The sequence below is a fragment of the Zobellia russellii genome (assembly GCF_018728565.1).
Taxonomy (GTDB): Bacteria; Bacteroidota; Bacteroidia; order Flavobacteriales; family Flavobacteriaceae; genus Zobellia; species Zobellia russellii.
In genome coordinates, this window is record NZ_JACSOI010000003.1 from 378,146 (window position 1) to 396,457 (window position 18,312).

Annotated in this window: 16 protein-coding genes; 4 read left to right on the forward strand and 12 right to left on the reverse strand. The window is 38.1% G+C overall.

The window, feature by feature from the left end; all coding sequences use genetic code 11:
• Positions 1–3 precede the first annotated feature (3 nt).
• From H9565_RS09735 to H9565_RS09750, 4 genes are read right to left on the reverse strand one after another with little or no spacing between them, the layout of a single operon-like run.
• Positions 4–1,374: an exonuclease domain-containing protein gene (locus H9565_RS09735; protein WP_215439065.1), complete on the reverse strand. Its 1,371-nt coding sequence runs from the start codon at positions 1,372–1,374 to the stop codon at positions 4–6.
• 52 nt (positions 1,375–1,426) lie between these two features.
• The gene (locus tag H9565_RS09740) at positions 1,427–2,083 is read right to left on the reverse strand and encodes a YggS family pyridoxal phosphate-dependent enzyme (RefSeq protein WP_215439492.1); all 657 of its coding nucleotides are present in this window, start codon (positions 2,081–2,083) and stop codon (positions 1,427–1,429) included.
• A 42-nt stretch (positions 2,084–2,125) separates the two neighbouring features.
• Positions 2,126–3,013, reverse strand: a complete 888-nt coding sequence (locus H9565_RS09745; RefSeq protein WP_215439066.1) for a 3-hydroxyacyl-CoA dehydrogenase family protein — start codon at positions 3,011–3,013, stop codon at positions 2,126–2,128.
• Positions 3,014–3,032: 19 nt separating this feature from the next.
• Complete coding sequence (locus tag H9565_RS09750) at positions 3,033–3,992, reverse strand: Gfo/Idh/MocA family protein (RefSeq protein ID WP_215439067.1); 960 nt, start codon at positions 3,990–3,992, stop codon at positions 3,033–3,035.
• A 161-nt stretch (positions 3,993–4,153) separates the two neighbouring features.
• On the opposite strand from H9565_RS09750, the gene H9565_RS09755 reads away from it, so the two are divergent.
• Entirely contained in the window at positions 4,154–4,795 is a 642-nt protein-coding gene (locus tag H9565_RS09755; protein WP_215439068.1) for a protein-L-isoaspartate(D-aspartate) O-methyltransferase, read from the forward strand.
• A gap of 12 nt (positions 4,796–4,807) precedes the next feature.
• Here H9565_RS09755 and smpB read toward each other — a convergent pair whose 3' ends face one another.
• Together smpB and H9565_RS09765 are read right to left on the reverse strand one after the other, a co-directional pair.
• Positions 4,808–5,272, reverse strand: coding sequence for an SsrA-binding protein SmpB (smpB, locus tag H9565_RS09760; RefSeq protein ID WP_215439069.1), 465 nt, complete (start codon positions 5,270–5,272; stop codon positions 4,808–4,810).
• A gap of 113 nt (positions 5,273–5,385) precedes the next feature.
• Positions 5,386–5,943 (reverse strand): SixA phosphatase family protein, encoded by a 558-nt coding sequence (locus H9565_RS09765; protein ID WP_215439070.1) that lies wholly within the window; start codon positions 5,941–5,943, stop codon positions 5,386–5,388.
• A 99-nt stretch (positions 5,944–6,042) separates the two neighbouring features.
• On the opposite strand from H9565_RS09765, the gene H9565_RS09770 reads away from it, so the two are divergent.
• On the forward strand, positions 6,043–7,845 hold the full coding sequence (locus H9565_RS09770) for a PorP/SprF family type IX secretion system membrane protein (protein WP_215439071.1): 1,803 nt from the start codon (positions 6,043–6,045) through the stop codon (positions 7,843–7,845).
• 124 nt (positions 7,846–7,969) lie between these two features.
• Here the strand turns inward: H9565_RS09770 and H9565_RS09775 are convergent, their stop codons facing one another.
• Positions 7,970–8,566, reverse strand: coding sequence for a TetR/AcrR family transcriptional regulator (locus H9565_RS09775; protein ID WP_215439072.1), 597 nt, complete (start codon positions 8,564–8,566; stop codon positions 7,970–7,972).
• Positions 8,567–8,686: 120 nt separating this feature from the next.
• Entirely contained in the window at positions 8,687–11,287 is a 2,601-nt protein-coding gene (gene clpB, locus H9565_RS09780; protein WP_215439073.1) for an ATP-dependent chaperone ClpB, read from the reverse strand.
• Positions 11,288–11,453: 166 nt separating this feature from the next.
• Between clpB and ytxJ the strand changes: the two genes are divergently transcribed.
• The gene (gene ytxJ, locus H9565_RS09785) at positions 11,454–11,849 is read left to right on the forward strand and encodes a bacillithiol system redox-active protein YtxJ (RefSeq protein ID WP_215439075.1); all 396 of its coding nucleotides are present in this window, start codon (positions 11,454–11,456) and stop codon (positions 11,847–11,849) included.
• A 60-nt stretch (positions 11,850–11,909) separates the two neighbouring features.
• On the opposite strand, the gene fahA is transcribed toward ytxJ, so the two are convergent.
• Positions 11,910–13,202 carry a fumarylacetoacetase gene (gene fahA, locus H9565_RS09790; protein ID WP_215439076.1) on the reverse strand — a complete coding sequence of 431 codons (1,293 nt, stop codon included), beginning with the start codon at positions 13,200–13,202 and terminating at the stop codon, positions 11,910–11,912.
• A 112-nt stretch (positions 13,203–13,314) separates the two neighbouring features.
• Between fahA and glyA the strand changes: the two genes are divergently transcribed.
• Positions 13,315–14,589 (forward strand): serine hydroxymethyltransferase, encoded by a 1,275-nt coding sequence (gene glyA, locus H9565_RS09795; protein ID WP_215439494.1) that lies wholly within the window; start codon positions 13,315–13,317, stop codon positions 14,587–14,589.
• A 146-nt stretch (positions 14,590–14,735) separates the two neighbouring features.
• Here the strand turns inward: glyA and H9565_RS09800 are convergent, their stop codons facing one another.
• The 3 genes from H9565_RS09800 to H9565_RS09810 all read right to left on the reverse strand — a co-directional run bounded on the left by H9565_RS09800 (position 14,736) and on the right by H9565_RS09810 (position 18,311).
• Positions 14,736–15,392 (reverse strand): hypothetical protein, encoded by a 657-nt coding sequence (locus tag H9565_RS09800; protein WP_215439078.1) that lies wholly within the window; start codon positions 15,390–15,392, stop codon positions 14,736–14,738.
• 148 nt (positions 15,393–15,540) lie between these two features.
• Positions 15,541–16,212, reverse strand: coding sequence for a response regulator (locus H9565_RS09805; protein ID WP_215439080.1), 672 nt, complete (start codon positions 16,210–16,212; stop codon positions 15,541–15,543).
• A 35-nt stretch (positions 16,213–16,247) separates the two neighbouring features.
• Positions 16,248–18,311 carry a tetratricopeptide repeat-containing sensor histidine kinase gene (locus tag H9565_RS09810; RefSeq protein WP_215439082.1) on the reverse strand — a complete coding sequence of 688 codons (2,064 nt, stop codon included), beginning with the start codon at positions 18,309–18,311 and terminating at the stop codon, positions 16,248–16,250.
• Position 18,312: the final 1 nt, after the last annotated feature.

An 18,312-nucleotide genomic window follows, 5' to 3' on the forward strand; every position in this document is an offset into this window, starting at 1 on the left:
ATTTTATTGATCGCTTAATTCTAGAATTTTTAAACTGTGTTTTTTACGTATATAGGTTTCAATTATGTGCGTGGTATTATGATTACCGCGCATAGGCACGATTATAGATTCTAAGATATGAATATTATTAATTTGATGATTCAAGTTATAATAACCAATACCCTTAAAGTCTCCATTTTTTATTAATACGGCACTGTATTCACCAATTTCTCGCCCCTTATCTACTATAACTACGTTTTTCTGGTTTAATGAATATTTATTTACCGCCTGAGCGACCCGTTGGTTATATTCCTCAACCGGTTCTTTGGAAACACAGGCACCAAGGCATGCATCATCATCGTAGTTGGAGCAATTGCCCTTGGCTTCTGATATACCGTTTATTTTATCGCAGAGATTGAACTCACGGGTTAACTTGTAAATAAAGTTAGAAGCTCCGGCAAGACTGTTAAACGTAGCAAAAGACCCGTTTCTTTCCGTTGTTTTCCTGATTTTGAAAGTTTCGTAACCCGCTTCATTTTTTTCAACATATATTCCGTGACTAAAAATAACGGCTTTGGGCCTGTGGTTATATTTAGGTCGGTTTCTTTTAAGCTCTTCGTTTTCCTTTAAAAGAGCGACCAATTCATTTCCGGTTCTTTCAAAAGTTACCTTTTTAGTTGCTTTTTGTAGTTGTCTTGAACGTCCGCCTGATTTGGTAAAATGCTGGTTTACCCTTTTCTTTATGTTGGTACTTTTGCCTAGATAGAGTATTTCCCCGTCCTTATCGTGCATATAATATACTCCCGTTTCGGAGGGTAAGGAGTCTACAATATCCAACTGCCGATCAGAAAGTTCACCTTCCGTTTCTTTGCGAATAACACTTTTAATAATTGTCTTGTCAAGGTCTTTAGAAAGTAATATTTTAAAGAGTTGAAGTGTTGCCAAGGCATCACCGTTTGCTCTATGCCGGTCACTTACGGCAATCCCTAAAGACCTCACTAGTTTACCAAGGCTATGTGATTCCGCTTCCGGAATCAATTTTTTGGAAAGCTCAACCGTACACAAGGTTTTTCGCTCAAAATTATAGCCTAACCGTCTAAATTCAGTCCGTAATATTCTATAATCAAATTGTGCGTTATGGGCAATGAGTACCGTGTCTTCAGTTATTTCTACAATTCGTTTGGCCACCTCATGGAATTTTGGGGCGGTCTGTAACATTTTATTGTTGATACCGGTAAGTTTTACAACAAATGGTTGAATCTCTTTTTCCGGGTTTACCAAACTAATAAACTGGTCTACCACCTTATGTCCGTCAAATTTATGAATGGCAATTTCTGTTATGCCCTCTTCATTAAATTTACCTCCTGTGGTCTCAATATCTAAAATGGAATACATCTATCTGTTTTTGTACTGTGGTAGCGGTTTGGTCTTGGTTGAAAGTAGAATGTTAATAATTCCGCTTACCAAAGATACTACTTCCAATGCGTACCATGGTACTTCCTTCTTCAATAGCTATTTGATAATCTCCGCTCATCCCCATGGATAGGGTTTTTATTTTTGGATTTTCAGGTTGAATGGAATCAAAAATTGACTTTAATTGTCTGAACTCCCTTCTTACTTGGGATTCATCATCTGTAAAAGTGGCCATACCCATTAAACCTACCACATTTATATTTTTAAGTTCACGGTATGCTTCCGAATTTAGAATGGCATGCAATTCCCCTTTGTCGAGTCCAAATTTGGTGTCTTCTTCCGCAATATGAATTTGAAGAAGAGAGTCTATGGTACGGTTGTTTTGCTCAGCTCTTTTATTGATTTCAGTCAAAAGTCTAAAGCTGTCTACACCATGAACCAAATTAACAAACTCAGCCATGTATTTTACTTTGTTGCGCTGTAAATGGCCGATCATATGCCATTGGATATCTTTTGGCAGGCGCTCCCATTTGCCCGTCATTTCCTGCACCTTGTTCTCTCCAAATATGCGTTGGCCGGCGGCATAGGCTTCCATGATGTCTTCGTCTGGCTTTGTTTTGGAAACGGCAACCAGGGTCACATGTTCGGGAAGTGTATTCTTTATTTCTAAAAGATGATCTTTTATCATTATGTTACTTGTGGATTATAGGTTCTACTGAGCTTGTTTTAGTTTTTATAAAAATTGGCTGGAAACCTTTTCTGCCTTTTTTGATTCGCTGTAATCATAAAAACCTTCGCCTGATTTTACCCCTAATTTTTTTGCCATTACCATATTTACTAAAAGTGGACAGGGTGCATATTTTGGATTTTTAAAACCATCGTACATAACGTTTAGAATGGATAGGCATACGTCTAAACCAATAAAGTCAGCTAGTTGAAGCGGACCCATTGGGTGTGCCATACCCAATTTCATAACCGTGTCAATTTCAGAAACACCGGCCACACCATTGTAAAGTGTTTCAATAGCTTCGTTAATCATGGGCATTAGAATCCTATTCGCCACAAAACCGGGGTAGTCGTTTACTTCTGTTGGGGTTTTGCCCAATTGCATGGAAAGTTCCATAATCTGTGCCGTAGTTTCATTAGAAGTGTTATAACCTCTTATGATTTCTACCAATTGCATGATGGGAACAGGGTTCATAAAATGCATGCCGATAACCTTCTGCGGCCGATTTGTAGAGGCTGCAATTTGAGTGATAGAAATAGAGGACGTATTTGTAGCTAAAATGGTGTGTTCATTGCAAATAGTGTCTAACTCTTTAAAAATACCCAGTTTAACATTTAGATTTTCGGAAGCGGCTTCAACTACTAAATCTACGTTGGCAACCCCGTCTTTAAGCGTGGTAAAGGTAGAAATACGGTCTAGAGTTGCTTTTTTATCGCTCTCTGATATTTTTTCCTTCGCCAGCATTCTATCCAGATTTTTAGAGATGTTGGCCAATCCTTTGATCAACGAATCTTCTGAAATATCTATCAAATGTACATTGTGGCCGTTTTGCGCAAAAACATGGGCAATTCCGTTGCCCATAGTTCCTGCACCTATAACTGCTATGTTCTGCATAGGTTTTGTTTTTTAAGATTTAAAAAGAAGCAATAATCTGTAATGCTACTTTTAATGCTTGTGTGCCTTGCTTTAGGCTTACGATTGGGGTAGTGTCATTGGCAATAGCATCTGCAAAACTTTCTAATTCATCAAGAATGGCGTTGTTGGTGCCCACTTCCGGATTTTCAAAATAGATTTGTTTCTTTTCGCCTTCCGCATTTTGGAGAACCATATCAAAATCGCCTACTTTTTCGGGAGCATCCTTCATTTTTACCACCTCAACTTTTTTCTCCAAGAAGTCTACGGATATGTAAGCATCTTTTTGAAAGAAACGTGATTTACGCATGTTTTTCAATGAAATTCTACTAGCGGTCAAGTTTGCAACACAACCATTTTCAAACTCTATTCGTGCATTGGCAATATCCGGAGACTTGCTTATGACCGAAACCCCACTGGCATTGATTTGTTTTACCTCGGATCTTACAACGCTAAGAATAGCATCAATATCATGTATCATGAGGTCTAGTACCACTGGCACATCCGTACCACGGGGATTGAACTCCGCCAAACGATGGCTTTCAATGAACATTGGGGTGTTAATCTGGTGTTTTACTGCAGAAAAAGCGGGATTAAAACGTTCTACATGTCCTACTTGGCCTTTTACGTTATACTTTTTTTCTAGTTCAAGAAGCTGCGCAGCTTCTTCAAAAGTATTGGTTATCGGTTTTTCTATAAAGATATGCTTCCCTTTTTCCATGGCCTTTTTGGCACAATCAAAATGGGAAAGGGTAGGGGTTACGATATCTACTACATCTACAGCTTCAATAAGTTTATTGATGTTGTCATAATAATGGTACCCAAATTCATCCGCTACCTTTTTTCCGTTTATAGCATCGGCATCATAAAAACCGACTAATTCATATTTTTTTGATTCATTTAACAGACGTAAATGTATTTTTCCTAAATGACCTGCGCCTAATACGCCAACTCTGAGCATAAATTTCAATTTGTATCAAAAATAAGGATAGTTTCGGAGTTTTCGGGTTTCATTTAGGAAGATTAAAGTTTACGGATTTTAAAAAATGAAGGCTGACATTTAGTCGGTAGACTTGTGAGTTGAAATTTTACAAGTTAACTTTACCTTCCAAAACCAAACCATTGAGAGATACTTTAAAACATAGGGGAATGCGCAATAAGCTGGCCGAAGTATTGGTAGCTAAAGGCATTTCGGATAAAAATGTGCTGGAAGCTATACGTACCATACCCAGACATTTATTTATGGACAGTAGTTTTGAGGGACACGCCTATCAAGATAAGGCGTTTCCTATTGCGGCCGATCAAACTATTTCTCAACCCTATACCGTAGCTTTTCAATCGCAATTATTAGAGGTGAAACCCGATCAGAATATATTGGAAATAGGTACGGGCAGTGGGTATCAAACGGCAGTATTATTGCTTTTAAGGGCCAAGGTATACACTATAGAACGCCAACTGGAACTGTTTAAGAAAACCAAGATTTTCTTTAGAAAAATGGGCTATAGACCTAAAAAAATGATTTTTGGGGATGGGTATAAAGGGTTGCCGGAGCAGGCGCCTTATGATGGCATAATTGTTACTGCCGGTGCTCCAGAAGTACCTAGGGCACTCATGAGCCAGTTGAAAATTGGGGGTAGATTGGTTATTCCCGTAGGTACGGACGATCAAATCATGACCTTGTTCATTAGAAAGTCCGAAAAAGAATTTGAGAAAAAGGAATTCGGTTCTTTTCGTTTTGTTCCTCTTCTGGAGAATAAGAACTAAACCACTCTTTTTTTAGCTATTAAAGCTTTTCTTGATTCTGGATAGATTACGTTGATTGTCGCGATCTTTCAGGGTTTCTCGCTTGTCATAAAGTTTTTTACCCTTGGCCAAGGCCACTTTTAATTTTGCCAAGCCTCTATCGTTTATAAATAGGTTGGTGGGTACGATGGTAAAACCAGAAGTAGTAACCTCTTTGCGCAATTTTTTAAGCTCCCGTTTGTTCATGAGCAATTTGCGTTCCGCCTTTGGCTTGTGATTAAAATGGGAAGCATGGGAATACTCGTCTATCTGCATATTGATTACAAACAGTTCTCCCGCTTCATTAAACTCACAAAAGCTTTGGGTAATGGAAGCTTTTCCTTCACGAATGGATTTTATTTCTGTTCCGGCCAAAACAATTCCCGTTACATAGGTGTCTATGAACTCATATTCAAACTTGGCCTTCTTATTCTTTATGTTGATGTTCTTCTGAACCATACCGCAAAAATAGTGAAGTTCCCTAAATTATAGACTAATTCATGGGTATAGATATTTGATAAGGGCATATTAAAAACTTATACCGCTTTTCTCTGTGCCGTCAAAAAAGAAGATTACCGTTCTTTAGGACAATTGCAGTTAATGTGAAGTCTTTGTGAAGTAGCTTGTTGGCCAACTATTTGTACAATAAAAAGACTTCCGTTATCGGTATCGTCCATTTCATAATATAGGTCTATGCCTATCATTTGGTTTACAAAATCAGGAGTGGTGTTACTATGGCCAACAACAAGAACGTTCTTGCCAAGATTGTCTTTTTTAAACTGCTCTATGTTTACGTTCTGAGGTTCGTAATACTTTACGTCAAGCTCTTTTTTTACGGCCGTTGGTGCGGCGGTCATAGAAGTTCTTTCGTAATCTGTGGTGTAAATAATATCTAGATCAACATCTTTTAATATCTCTGCCCAGTGCATAGCTCTTCCCAAACCGCGTTGGTTTAATTCCGGATCTACATTTTCAGGGTCCGTACGGTCTTTTTCTGCATGACGAATAAAATAAAAAGTAGAAACTACACCATTTGTGTTGGTATCTTGATTAACTTTTGTATCGTCTTTACAACTTACAAAAATTAAGGCCGTAAGGATAATAATATATAAGGATTTGATCCGTTGCATAATAGGTAATAGTTTTTGGTTGAAAACTCTTGCATAATTGTTAACTAAATTTAGACAAAAAAAGTATGTAGGAATACTGGTTTTTGTTTTTTTGTAATCATGCTCAGAACTCTATACACATTTCTCTTTTTATTGTCTGTTTTGGTTCTGCGGAGTCAAGAGTCTCGTTTGCCTGCAGACTTAAGACAACATAACTTAACAACGTACAACGCCAGTTTATTTAATCCCGCATTTTCCGTAGATAGGAACAATGCCAATTCTTTGGCGTATTGGGTGCGTTGGCAGTGGCAGGCAATAGATGGTAATCCTACTACCCAGTTTATAAATTACACTAGAAAATTAAATGGTAAGTCTGCGGTTGGCGTGGCATTCTTTCAGCAAAATACGGGTGTCTATTTTGATACGGGTGGGGTCATTAATTACGCGCACAGTTTTAATCTTAATGAAAGTGTAAAACTTTCGGTAGGGGCAAACGTATTTGGTTTTGTGCAGTCTCTTGCTGATGACCGTTTTACGGTAAATCCTGATTTTCCATTATTACAATCAGCTCCAACGGATGATTTTATACTACAGGTGGCACCAGGAGTGAGTTTAAGTGTGGAGCGACTTACATTAGGTTTCGCTTCCGAAAATTTAATCGATTTTAATTTTACCGAAAAAGAAGCGAATACGGAAAAAGAAGATAAGGTCTTTATGGGGATTGTTTCCTATGATTTTCCGGTAACTTTAGGTGCGGCACAAAATTCATTTATACGTCCGTCTATGTATTTGCGTACCATTCCCGGTGAGGCCAATCAAGTAGGTTTTAATGCATTATTGAACACGAATAAATATTGGGGACAATTAGGCTTCAACAATTTTTATGGATATGGCATTGGAGCGGGAGGCACATTTTTTAACCATTTGTCCTTAGGTGCGTTGGTAGAATTTGGAGCAAGTTCATCCGTAAGTTCCGAGCCTTCGTTTGAGTTGATGGCAGCTTACTTTTTTGGAAAGCCAGAGGAACGTCATAAGATGGTGGGGGCTGTTGATCTAGAGGAAAATGAGCTCGATCAAATAGAGTCAGAGACTATTGCCGACGCTGAAGAGGAAAAGAAAAATGAAGCTGTAGCCCAAGAATTGGAAAAAGCTGCGGAATTGGCTGAAGCTTCAAAAGATGAAGAAAAGCAGGCTAAAAAAGAAGAAAAAGAGCGTCGCAGGTTAGAAAAAATTGCCCAAGACTCCATAGCTAAATCTGAAAAAGAACAAGCCTTAGCATTAAGAAAAGAGGAGAAACGACTTAAAAAGGAGGCTGCCGAAAAAGCCAAAGAAGAGGAAGCTCTTGCCCAAGCAGCAGAAAAACAAGCAGAAGAGCAAGAAAATGTAATGGCTGAAAAAGCGAAAGCAGCAGAAGTTGCCAAAGCTGAACAAGAGGAGCAAAAAAGAAGACTGGACTCTATTAATAACGCCAAAGAAAAAGAGGCACTTGCTGCAGCCGAGAGTGTTGAAAAGAAAAGACGAGAGGCCGAAGCGGCAGCTCAAAAAGTAGCTCAAGAAAAGGCAAAACAAGAAGCGCTTGAAAAAGAGAAGACGGCTCAAGAGGCCAAGCTAGCACAACAAAAAGAAGTGGTTGTTCCTAAAAAAGGTGAAAAATACGAAGAAGTAAAAACTGAGGACGGGCTGGAACCAGGCTACTATTTAATTGCCAATGTTTTTGGTACCAAAAAGTATTTTGATGCTTTTATGGCGGATATGAAGAAAAGGGGACTTCAGCCTAAATCTTTTGTGCGTAGTAAGAACAAATTCAATTACGTCTACTTAGGGCGCTATAACACTATGGGACAGGCTAGGCAGGCTAGAGATAGTAAGTTTGATGGTAAGTTTACAGGTAACACTTGGATTTTTAGAGTAGTGGGCAAGTAAGAAGATGAAAAAACCGAGGAAAACAGGTTGGTTAAACTTTAAATCCTACTTAAAAAAGAATAGGGGTAACAGCTATTAAACTTCTGAAAGATTTAAGAAAGCTATTAATGGTAGGTGTAAAACTTTACTTCTTAAGCTCTTTCTTTATGAGCACCTCTAAATAAGCGATGGTGTTGGTCAGGTACTTTTTATCAGTGGTCATAGTGGCCATAGCAATTGCACCTTGAATCATAGTAAAAAGTTGTTTGGCAAATTGCAGCGGAGTAACGGGAAGGTGTAGTTCATTATTTTTAGAGCCGTTCTCAAGCACTAGGGCTATCTTACCTTCCATTTCTCTAATAACTTCCTTGTTGGCGGCAACCAATAATCTATTGTTGTGCTGCGCATCAACCCCGGTGTTTAAAATAGGGCACCCGCCCATACTCAGGGTAAACGAGTCGTAGTTTCTATAAAAATCCGTGAGTTTAAAAAGCTTGTCAAGAGCATTGTTTTCTTCCGCAAGAACTTCATCTATTTTTGATAAGAGTAAGTTGCTGTTGTATTGATAGGCAGATAAGGCTAAAGCTTCCTTATTTTCAAAATTACCATAAATGGCCCCTTTGGTTAATCCTGTAGCTTCCGTAAGGTCGCTCATACTGGTTCCGATATATCCGTGTTTGTTAAAAACGGAGGCAACAGTTTCAATAATAAAGGCTGTAGTTCTTTCGGCTTTCGTAGACATAATGGTACAGTTTTATACGAAGATAAAGAAATTATATACTGTATGGTATATACCTAAGAAAAAAAAAGCACCCTTTTTAGGGTGCTTTTAAAAACAAGTCTATTTTTTAGAAAAATATGTTTACTCTACCAGTTCATCTTGATTTCTAAAGACCAGTTCGTCATTAAAGGAATCAATCAGAACAATACTATCCGCTTTTATATTTCCGCTCAGGAGTTCCTTTGAAAGGTTGTTAAGAACCTCTCTTTGTATGACCCTTTTTATGGGGCGGGCTCCGTACTGTGGGTCATAACCCTTGTTGGCTAGGTAATTAACGGCTTCTTCGGTAGCATCAATTGTTATATGCTGCTTTGCAATAGTTTTCTTTAAGCTGTTTAATTGTAGCCTAACAATTTTGGTTATATCCTCTCGGCTAAGCGGGGTAAACATGATAATATCATCTATACGGTTAAGGAATTCAGGACGAATTGTTTTTCGCAACAATCCTAAAATCTCAACTCGTGCAGCCTCGGTGGCGCTATAAGGGTCTTTGCTGTTTTCAAATTTTTCCTGAATTATAGTACTGCCCATATTACTGGTCATTATAATAATGGTATTCTTGAAATCTGCAACTCTACCTTTATTGTCCGTTAATCTTCCTTCGTCCAATACTTGTAATAAAATATTGAATGTGTCCGGGTGTGCCTTTTCAATCTCGTCAAGCAGAACCACGGAATAAGGTCTTCTTCTCACGGCTTCCGTTAACTGACCACCTTCGTCATAGCCTACGTATCCTGGAGGTGCTCCAACCAATCTACTTACTGAGTGACGCTCTTGATATTCACTCATGTCAATACGCGTCATTGCATTCTCATCATCAAAAAGATAAGAGGCCAATGTTTTTGCCAGCTCCGTTTTACCAACTCCTGTGGTACCTAAAAACAGGAAGGATCCTATAGGTCTGTTCGCATCTTGTAATCCGGCACGACTTCTTCTAATGGCATCGGATACGGCTTCAATAGCTTCGTTCTGGCCAACCACTCTTTTGTGAAGGACCGTTTCTAGCTTTAAGAGTTTTTCGCGTTCACTTTGTAGCATCTTGGTAACCGGAATGCCGGTCCATTTTGCCACGACTTCCGCTATGTCTTCACTGGTAACCTCTTCTTTGATTAGAGTATCGCCTAGCTGCTGTTCATCCAATACTTTTTGGAGTTCCTCCAGTTTTTCCTGTGACTCTTTAATTTTTCCATAACGTAGTTCCGCAACTTTACCGTAATCTCCATTACGCTCAGCACGTTCCGCCTCAAGCTTAAATTCCTCAATATCCTGCTTGGTCTTTTGAATCTCGTCTACGACCGATTTTTCGCTTTCCCACTTGGCAAAAAGCTCATTTCTGTCTTCTTTCAGATTCGCCAAATCAACATTTAGCAATTTTAGCTTGGCCTTATCGTTTTCACGTTTTATAGCTTCAATTTCAATTTCTAACTGCATAATCTTGCGGTCCAGAACATCTAGCTCCTCTGGTTTGGAATTTATTTCCATACGTAATTTTGCGGCAGCTTCATCCATCAAATCAATAGCCTTGTCCGGTAGAAACCGGTTGGTAATGTACCGTTGCGATAATTCTACCGCAGCTATTACCGACTCATCCTTGATCCGTACCTTATGGTGGGCTTCATATTTTTCTTTAATACCGCGTAGTATTGAAATAGCACTTTCCGTATCCGGCTCGTTAACAACTACCTTTTGGAAACGTCTTTCGAGCGCTTTGTCTTTTTCGAAATATTTTTGGTATTCATCCAGTGTGGTGGCACCTATGGCTCTGAGTTCTCCGCGTGCCAATGCCGGCTTTAAAATGTTAGCGGCATCCATGGCACCTTGTCCACCACCAGCGCCAACCAACGTGTGAATTTCATCTATAAATAAGACAATGTCCCCATCTGATGAAGTCACTTCTTTAATGACCGATTTCAATCGCTCCTCAAACTCTCCCTTATATTTGGCACCGGCAATTAAAGCTCCCATGTCCAAAGAATAGATAATTTTATCTTTAAGGTTCTCGGGAACGTCACCTTGAACAATACGGTGCGCCAAACCTTCGGCAATTGCCGTTTTACCGGTACCTGGTTCACCAACCAACATAGGGTTATTTTTGGTTCTTCTTGATAAAATTTGAAGAATACGACGGATTTCTTCGTCGCGTCCAATTACCGGGTCCAATTTGCCACTGTCTGCTAACTGGTTAAGGTTACGGGCGTATTTATCCAAGGAGTTATAGGTGTCTTCCGCACTTTGAGAAGTTACCCTTCCTCCTTTGCGCAGTTCTTCAATGGCTGCTTTCAAATCTTTTTCGGTAGCTCCTTGGTCCTTTAATATCCGAGCTATTTTACTGCTGGATTTTAAAATGGCCAATAAAAGATGTTCAATGGAAACAAATTCGTCATCCATCTTTTTAGCAATGGTACTGGCTTCGTTTAAAGTTTTCCCTGCTTCTCTGGACAGGATAATATCCCCTCCCGAAACCTTAGGGAAGCTTTCCAGTTCCTTTTCCAAGATTTGTTGTAGCAAGGGAACGTTAATATTTAGTTTCTTCAGTATAAAAGGAAGTACGTTCTCATCAACCTCCCAAATTGCTTTGAACAAATGTTCGTTTTCTATCTGCTGGTGGTCCAAGCTTTGAGCAAGCTGTTGAGCTTGCTGAATGGCCTCCTGAGATTTTGTGGTGAAATTATTAAAGTTCATATGTATATTGTTATCTGTTGTTATTGTTTATTTTTGACTGAAATAGGTCAACAATCCTACCAATGTAAGACACAGGACAAAATGTCGCTTATTGCAATAAAACAAAGGACATTTAGTCAGTTGTAAAGTTTTGGAGAACGTTAGACTGATACTATAAAAATACAAAATGGGTCTCTTTAATAATTTGTTTGGAAGTAAAAATGAAGGTGAAGAAAAAAAGGAAGCTAAAATCCCTTGGATAGCACTTACTTCTCTAGAGCAATTAGATGAAATTGAAAGGAAGTCTTTAACAAAGCCTCAAGTAATATTTAAGCATTCCACTACTTGCGGAATTAGCCGGATGGTATTGAATATGTTTACTCAGAACTATGCAGTAGAAGAGGGGCAGATGGACTTTTACTTCTTGGATTTACATAGTTACCGTCAAGTTTCCGATGAAACCGGGTATAAATTTCAGGTCATGCACCAATCGCCTCAGTTGTTGGTGATAAAGAATGGCGGGGTAGTAGCTCATGATTCCCATGGCGCTATTACGGATATCAACTTAGAAAAATACCTTTAAACCCACCCGTTATAGGGGAGTGGTTTAAAGGTATCTTCAAGATTAAATATCTAGAGTTTATTAGCCTTTCTTTTTGGCCTCAAAAGGAGGTAAAAGCGTAGTTCTAACTTCTCCAAAACCAATACGGATATCTTTATTGGAGCAATATCCTTTCATAATTACGGTGTCATTATCTTGAATGAACGTGCGTTCTGAGCCATCGTTCAATTCCACCGGCTTGGTGCCTTGCCAAGATAGTTCTAACATGGAACCGTAGGAATTGGGGGTGGGACCGGAAATTGTCCCACTTCCCATCATGTCTCCACTATTCACCTTACAACCGTTTACGGTGTGGTGCGCCAGTTGTTGGGACATGGTCCAATACATATATTTAAAATTAGATTCGGAAATGGTAGTTTCGGTACCGTTTTCGGGAGCTAAAGCTACTTCTAGGTTAATGTCGTAACTATGTCTTTTCTTTTGCTGCAAATAGGGTAGAGGAGTAGGGTCTTGTTTTGGACTGTCTACTTTAAAAGGCTGAAGAGCATCTAACGTTACAATCCATGGAGATATAGATGACGCAAAATTTTTGGCTAAAAATGGTCCAAGGGGAACATATTCCCATTTTTGAATGTCGCGCGCGCTCCAATCATTAAAAAGTACCATTCCAAAAATATATTCTTCTGCCTCGTCTACGGAAATAGGTTCACCTAAGACATTGGTATCCGTGGTAATAAAAGCCATTTCCAATTCAAAATCTACTAAACGTGAAGGCCCAAAAACAGGAGTTTCCGCCCCTTTTGGCATGGTCTGCCCCATAGGTCTATGAATGGGGGTGCCGCTAGGGATAATGGTAGAACTTCTTCCGTGATATCCTACAGGAATGTGAAGCCAGTTAGGTAACAGGGCGTTATTGGGGTCGCGGAACATAGTACCTACGTTAGTGGCGTGTTCTTTGCTGGAATAAAAATCCGTGTAATCGCCTACTTGTACGGGCAATTGCATTTCAATTTCATCCATAGAGAAAAGCACTACGTTTTTATGGTCTTCGTTATTTTTTAGGGTGTCATTGGAAACTTCAAATATTTCACTAATGCGGTTACGTACTAACCTCCAGGTCTTTTGACCATCCGAAATAAAATCGTTCAATGTATCCTGAAGAAAAATATCGTCCGTAAGGGGTATATCATTAAAATAGCCAAGTTGGTGCAGGGCACCAAGGTCAATGGCGGTATCTCCAATACGGGTTCCTATGGTTATGATATCATCACGAGTGAGAAAAACACCAAAAGGAATGTTCTGGATAGGGAAATCTGAATTATCGGACACGGGAAGCCATGTTCTCTTTGAAGGGTCATTGGCATGTATGGGCATAGCAAGATTGTTAATTTATATTTGATAAATTCTTGATCAAATATATTGTTTTATGAGTTTTAACAAGGGGCAATTCGTACTTTTGCATCTCAATTTAACAGAATATTTGCTTATGCAACGAGACAATCAGATTTTTGAACTAATAGCAGAGGAAAGAGAACGCCAAATAAGCGGCATAGAGCTTATTGCCTCTGAAAATTTCACAAGCCCACAAGTTATGGAGGCTGCGGGGTCAGTACTAACCAATAAATATGCCGAGGGGTATCCCGGTAAGCGTTATTATGGTGGCTGCGAGGTAGTTGATAAAATAGAGCAACTTGCAATAGATAGAGCTAAGGAATTATTTGGAGCTGCATATGCAAATGTTCAGCCTCACTCCGGTTCGCAGGCAAATGCGTCAGTGTACCACGCTTGTTTAAAACCAGGGGATACCATTCTTGGATTTGACCTTTCCCATGGAGGACATTTGACCCACGGTTCACCGGTGAATTTTTCTGGTAGATTGTACAACCCTGTTTTTTATGGCGTTGATAAAGAAACGGGTATGCTAGACTATGATGTTATTCAAGAAATAGCAACTAAGGAAAAGCCAAAAATGATTATAGCGGGGGCTTCTGCTTATTCTCGTGATATAGATTTTAAAAGATTTAGAGCAATTGCAGATAGTGTTGGTGCTCTTTTGTTGGCTGATATTTCTCATCCAGCGGGGCTTATTGCAAAGGGCATTTTGAGTGATCCAATTCCTCATTGTCATATTGTAACAACAACTACGCATAAAACTTTAAGAGGACCACGTGGTGGGCTTATTCTAATGGGTGAGGATTTTGATAATCCATTTGGTATAAAACTAAAGAACGGGAATCTTCGTAAGATGTCCGCATTGTTGGATTTAGCAGTCTTCCCAGGAAACCAAGGAGGTCCTTTAGAGCACATTATAGCGGCTAAAGCAATAGCTTTTGGAGAAGCTCTTTCTGATGATTTCCTTAATTATATGATCCAGGTTAAGAAAAATGCCGCTGCAATGGCCGCTGCTTTCGTAGCTAAAGGGTACAATATCATTTCTGGAGGTACGGATAATCACATGATGCTTATTGATTTAAGAAATAAGGATATTACGGGTAAGGATGCCGAAAAGGTTTTGGTAAAAGCAGATATTACTGCAAACAAAAACATGGTTCCTTTTGATGATAAATCGCCTTTTGTTACTTCTGGAATTAGATTTGGAACAGCTGCCATAACTACTAGAGGTCTTAAAGAAGCTGATATGAACGTAATTGTTGACTTGGTTGATGAAGTTTTGACCAATGCCGAAGATGATGCAAAAATTGAAGCTGTTAAGGAAAAAGTAAATGCCTTAATGAGTGGAAGAGAACTTTTTAATGTTTAGTTCCAACTTCTCAAAGCATAGCAAATAATCAATATAATCCCATCCCCCAATCTACTCAATTTATTGAGTAGAAAATGGGGGAATTGATTATTTTGGGGAATGGGCAGCTTATATTACTGTCATTTACCTCAAAAAACTTGTTTTAATCAATGGTTAAGCATAAATAGGTCACCGTGTTCTATTGTAGAGCTTTTTAAATCGTAGATGACAGCATCATCCTCAGATTCAAAATAAAGACCCCAATACTGAAAATAGTCTTTCTTGGTATTGTTATCTGCCTCTATATTCTGTATAAGAATTTCGTTTCCTTCATTGTTTTCTTCCTCAAAAACAGGAACATAGATTTCATAAGGTGTTTCGGTTAAACCCTTGCTGAAATGCACATAGTGCTTACATATTTCGGAAATAATCTTGTCTAATTGCTCAGGAATACTATTATCATAAATCTTGTTGATAATAATAGCGGTGTCCTTTAGGAAAAAGGTAAACTCTTCAATATCTACTTTGGAACCACTTTCTTTTACAAGATTGTTGAGCAATTTTATAAAAGAGGTTCTTCCAGGTTTAAAATTGCCCCAAGTACCTTTATTAAAGTGAAATAACATCTCTACCAACGAAATATTACAGTTTAGCTCAATGGCTAAATTGGTTTTTTCATCTTTATTGGTATAATTTAAAATGGTAGCATCTGCAAAAAACAATTTTTCCAAACTATTTGCGAAAGACTCCATTCCTTCCATTTGTGAATTTGGAGTATAACCATTGGAATGGTTGTTCCTAAAACTATCGTGGTATAGTGGCATATGATGTAGTTATACACTTTGTGCCAAAGATAGTTTTCAGTTCTGTTTGAACTTTAAAGAAAAACCCCATAAAAACTGGGGTTTTTTTGTTTTAAGAAAATAAACTAATGTGTAATTTATTGTTATTCAACAATGTACGTATGATTTGTCAAATAAAGCCACGTTTTCTGGCTTCTTCAATAAGAGCAAAGTCGTTTCCGTTTTCAACATTGAAGATCACTTTTAACTGTCTTTTTCGGTTTTCAACGGTTGTGCTTGATGCTGCAACTAAGGAAGAGATATCCTTGGTTTTGGTTCCTATTGATAATTGATACAATATTTTTTTATCACGTTCATCAATTTGGTCTTCGTTTGCCATTTTTCTGCGAATGGCCTGTAATGCCGCTGCAGTGTAATAGGGCGGATTTTCAATTACCGTTCGTACCATATCTTGCAGCGTCTTTTCATCAACTTCGGATTTTACCATATATCCATCAGGGTTTACAGTCTTTAGTACGTTGTTAATATGGTAGCTGTCGCTAAAAGAAGAAAGAAAAACTACTTTAGAAGAGGGGGATATTTTTCTAACCAAAACCCCAAGGTCTACTCCACCTCTTTCTTCTTTAGCGCTATCCGGAAACATTTGGATGTCCAATAATATTATATCATAGGGCATGCGGTTTGCGGAACTTTCTATTTCTGCTTTGCCTTCATGATAACTAGGAGCAATATTTACGGTTACTTTGTACTTTTCAAAATCACACCCTTCAATGGTGTACTTGTAACCTAGAACAATCATCTCATGGTCATCAACAGCTAATATTCTAATTAAATTATCCATAATTTCTTGGTCAGTCTACACTTGAAAAAATGCTTCTAACTAATTTCTTTATTTAAAGGCACTTCCAACGTAACAGTGGTGCCCTTGCCAGGTTTACTCTTAATCGTGTACGTTCCGTTTATTTTTTCAATTCTAGACGAGATATTACGCAAACCTATACCTTTTTTTCTGGAACTTGTTTTGAAGCCTTTTCCATCGTCTATGATTGTGGCCATAAAACCAGAATCTGTTTTACTAAGTTCCAAAATTACGTTTTTACATTGGGCATGTTTAACACAATTTTGTAAACTTTCCTGAATCATCCTATAAACATTAATTTTTATGCTTGCCCCAAGCGAATCCCAGTTAAAGGTCTCATTATAAACAAACTTATAGTCAAAATTGCCTGTAGCTTGGACGGTAAGCAATAAATCTTTTATAGAGTGTATAAAGTTTGGAATGTTTTGGTAGGCGGCATGGCTTAATTCATGTGAAATAGAACGGACCTCTTTTTCTACCTCTTGTAATGCGTCTATTGCTTTCTTTCTTTCAGAAATAGCCTCTTCTTCTGTTCTTTTGTTGAGACCTGTAAGTACCATGCGTGCTCCTAACATTTTACCTAGCACGCCATCGTGAAGCTCTTCCGATATCCGTTTTTGTTCAATTTTTTTTCCTTCTTCTAATTTTTCCTTTTGGGTAAGCATTAGATTAAAAATCTCCTGGTTTGCGGCTTGCTGTTGTTGTTGAAAACGAAGTTTTTGGTTTTTTGACCTTTGATCTAGAATGATGTAGGACATAAGTCCTAGCAGTAATATGGATACCGCTACACCGGTCCATAATTGTTTTTGTCGTGATAGTATTTCGTTTTCAGCTATAAATTCATCTGTCTCAAAACGTATACGGGCAAACTTATTTCGTGCTTGTCTTTCTACCTGCTGTAAACTGTCATTTAAGGAAATATATTGTTGCGTGTAATAACTAGATTTTTCAGGTTCTAATTTAGCCAACAGTTGCAAACTCTTTAAAAATCGATCATTATTACTTGCAATTTTGGCATAACCCATAGCTTTTTTTGCTTGGGTTATGGCTTGTACAGTGTCTTGTTTGCCTAAATAATAATCAGCAAAACAGTAGTAACTTCTTGAAATATCTTGAATTTCACCAATACTATCTTGAATCTTTATGACCTTTTTGAAATTGGAAGATAGGTCCGATTTAAAATTAACTTTGGCTTTACTATACGTAAGATTATTTAGCGCCATGGCATATAGCGAGGGACGTTCCGTAGAGAGATTTTTGTCCTTTAAAACTTCTTCAAAATAGGGGATGGATTCTTTGTAGTTGCCCTGTTCCAAATAAACAACTCCAATATTATTATTAAGGCTTAGCAGATAATTATTTGGTGCGTCTATTTTCATTTGATATTGCAGAGCTCTGTTGTAGTAATCTAACGCCCTATCAAACTCTTTTAGTTCTTTGGTAATTGAACCTAAATTATTGTAACAGAGGTACAGTCTTTTGTACTCTTCTAAGGGTTTTAAGATATCAATAGCCTTTATCGTGTTTATTTCACTACCGGTATAGTCTTTAATGTCTGCTTGGGTAACAGCCATATTGTAAAGCATACGTGCAGATTCATAATCCATATCAAGAGCTTCGTATATTTTTTGCGCTTCCGAAAAGTGAAGATAAGCACTGTCGGCTTTTGCATACAATCTATGAAAATCGGCCAAATCCCAATTGGCTTCGGCTAACGTTATGCTATCATTCAATAGTTTGGATAACTCTAAGGTTTGTTGATTTGCTCTTCTAAAGTTTGTAGAGTCTTTAAGTACTAAATATCTAAGTGCAATTTTAGAAATCAGTTTATTCTTTAGAGAGTCATTCTCTATTTTATTGGTATGAGTTTCAGCTTTTTCAAGGAATAGTAGATGTTCGTTATGTGAAAATCTTGAGTTAGAAGAACTGTCTATTAATGAGAAAATGGAGTCTGCTTGGGTAGAAATTTGGTTATTACTAAGTTGGTTGTTTTTATTGTTGCATGAAACAAATACAAGAGCTAGCCAGAAACAACTTATAAAAAAAACTGACTGAGAAGGTCCATATTTGAAAGAAAACATG

What these genes read in the sequence shown, in the direction of transcription:
- H9565_RS09750 (WP_215439067.1), bottom strand. Translation starts at nt 3,992, where the DNA reads ATGCTCAGAGTTGGCGTATTAGGCGCAGGTCATTTAGGAAAAATACAT.
- glyA (WP_215439494.1), top strand. Translation starts at nt 13,315, where the DNA reads ATGCAACGAGACAATCAGATTTTTGAACTAATAGCAGAGGAAAGAGAA.
- H9565_RS09800 (WP_215439078.1), bottom strand. Translation starts at nt 15,392, where the DNA reads ATGCCACTATACCACGATAGTTTTAGGAACAACCATTCCAATGGTTAT.
- H9565_RS09770 (WP_215439071.1), top strand. Translation starts at nt 6,043, where the DNA reads ATGCTCAGAACTCTATACACATTTCTCTTTTTATTGTCTGTTTTGGTT.
- H9565_RS09765 (WP_215439070.1), bottom strand. Translation starts at nt 5,943, where the DNA reads ATGCAACGGATCAAATCCTTATATATTATTATCCTTACGGCCTTAATT.
- H9565_RS09805 (WP_215439080.1), bottom strand. Translation starts at nt 16,212, where the DNA reads ATGGATAATTTAATTAGAATATTAGCTGTTGATGACCATGAGATGATT.
- clpB (WP_215439073.1), bottom strand. Translation starts at nt 11,287, where the DNA reads ATGAACTTTAATAATTTCACCACAAAATCTCAGGAGGCCATTCAGCAA.
- H9565_RS09745 (WP_215439066.1), bottom strand. Translation starts at nt 3,013, where the DNA reads ATGCAGAACATAGCAGTTATAGGTGCAGGAACTATGGGCAACGGAATT.
- H9565_RS09735 (WP_215439065.1), bottom strand. Translation starts at nt 1,374, where the DNA reads ATGTATTCCATTTTAGATATTGAGACCACAGGAGGTAAATTTAATGAA.
- H9565_RS09810 (WP_215439082.1), bottom strand. Translation starts at nt 18,311, where the DNA reads ATGTTTTCTTTCAAATATGGACCTTCTCAGTCAGTTTTTTTTATAAGT.
- H9565_RS09775 (WP_215439072.1), bottom strand. Translation starts at nt 8,566, where the DNA reads ATGTCTACGAAAGCCGAAAGAACTACAGCCTTTATTATTGAAACTGTT.
- ytxJ (WP_215439075.1), top strand. Translation starts at nt 11,454, where the DNA reads ATGGGTCTCTTTAATAATTTGTTTGGAAGTAAAAATGAAGGTGAAGAA.
- fahA (WP_215439076.1), bottom strand. Translation starts at nt 13,202, where the DNA reads ATGCCCATACATGCCAATGACCCTTCAAAGAGAACATGGCTTCCCGTG.
- smpB (WP_215439069.1), bottom strand. Translation starts at nt 5,272, where the DNA reads ATGGTTCAGAAGAACATCAACATAAAGAATAAGAAGGCCAAGTTTGAA.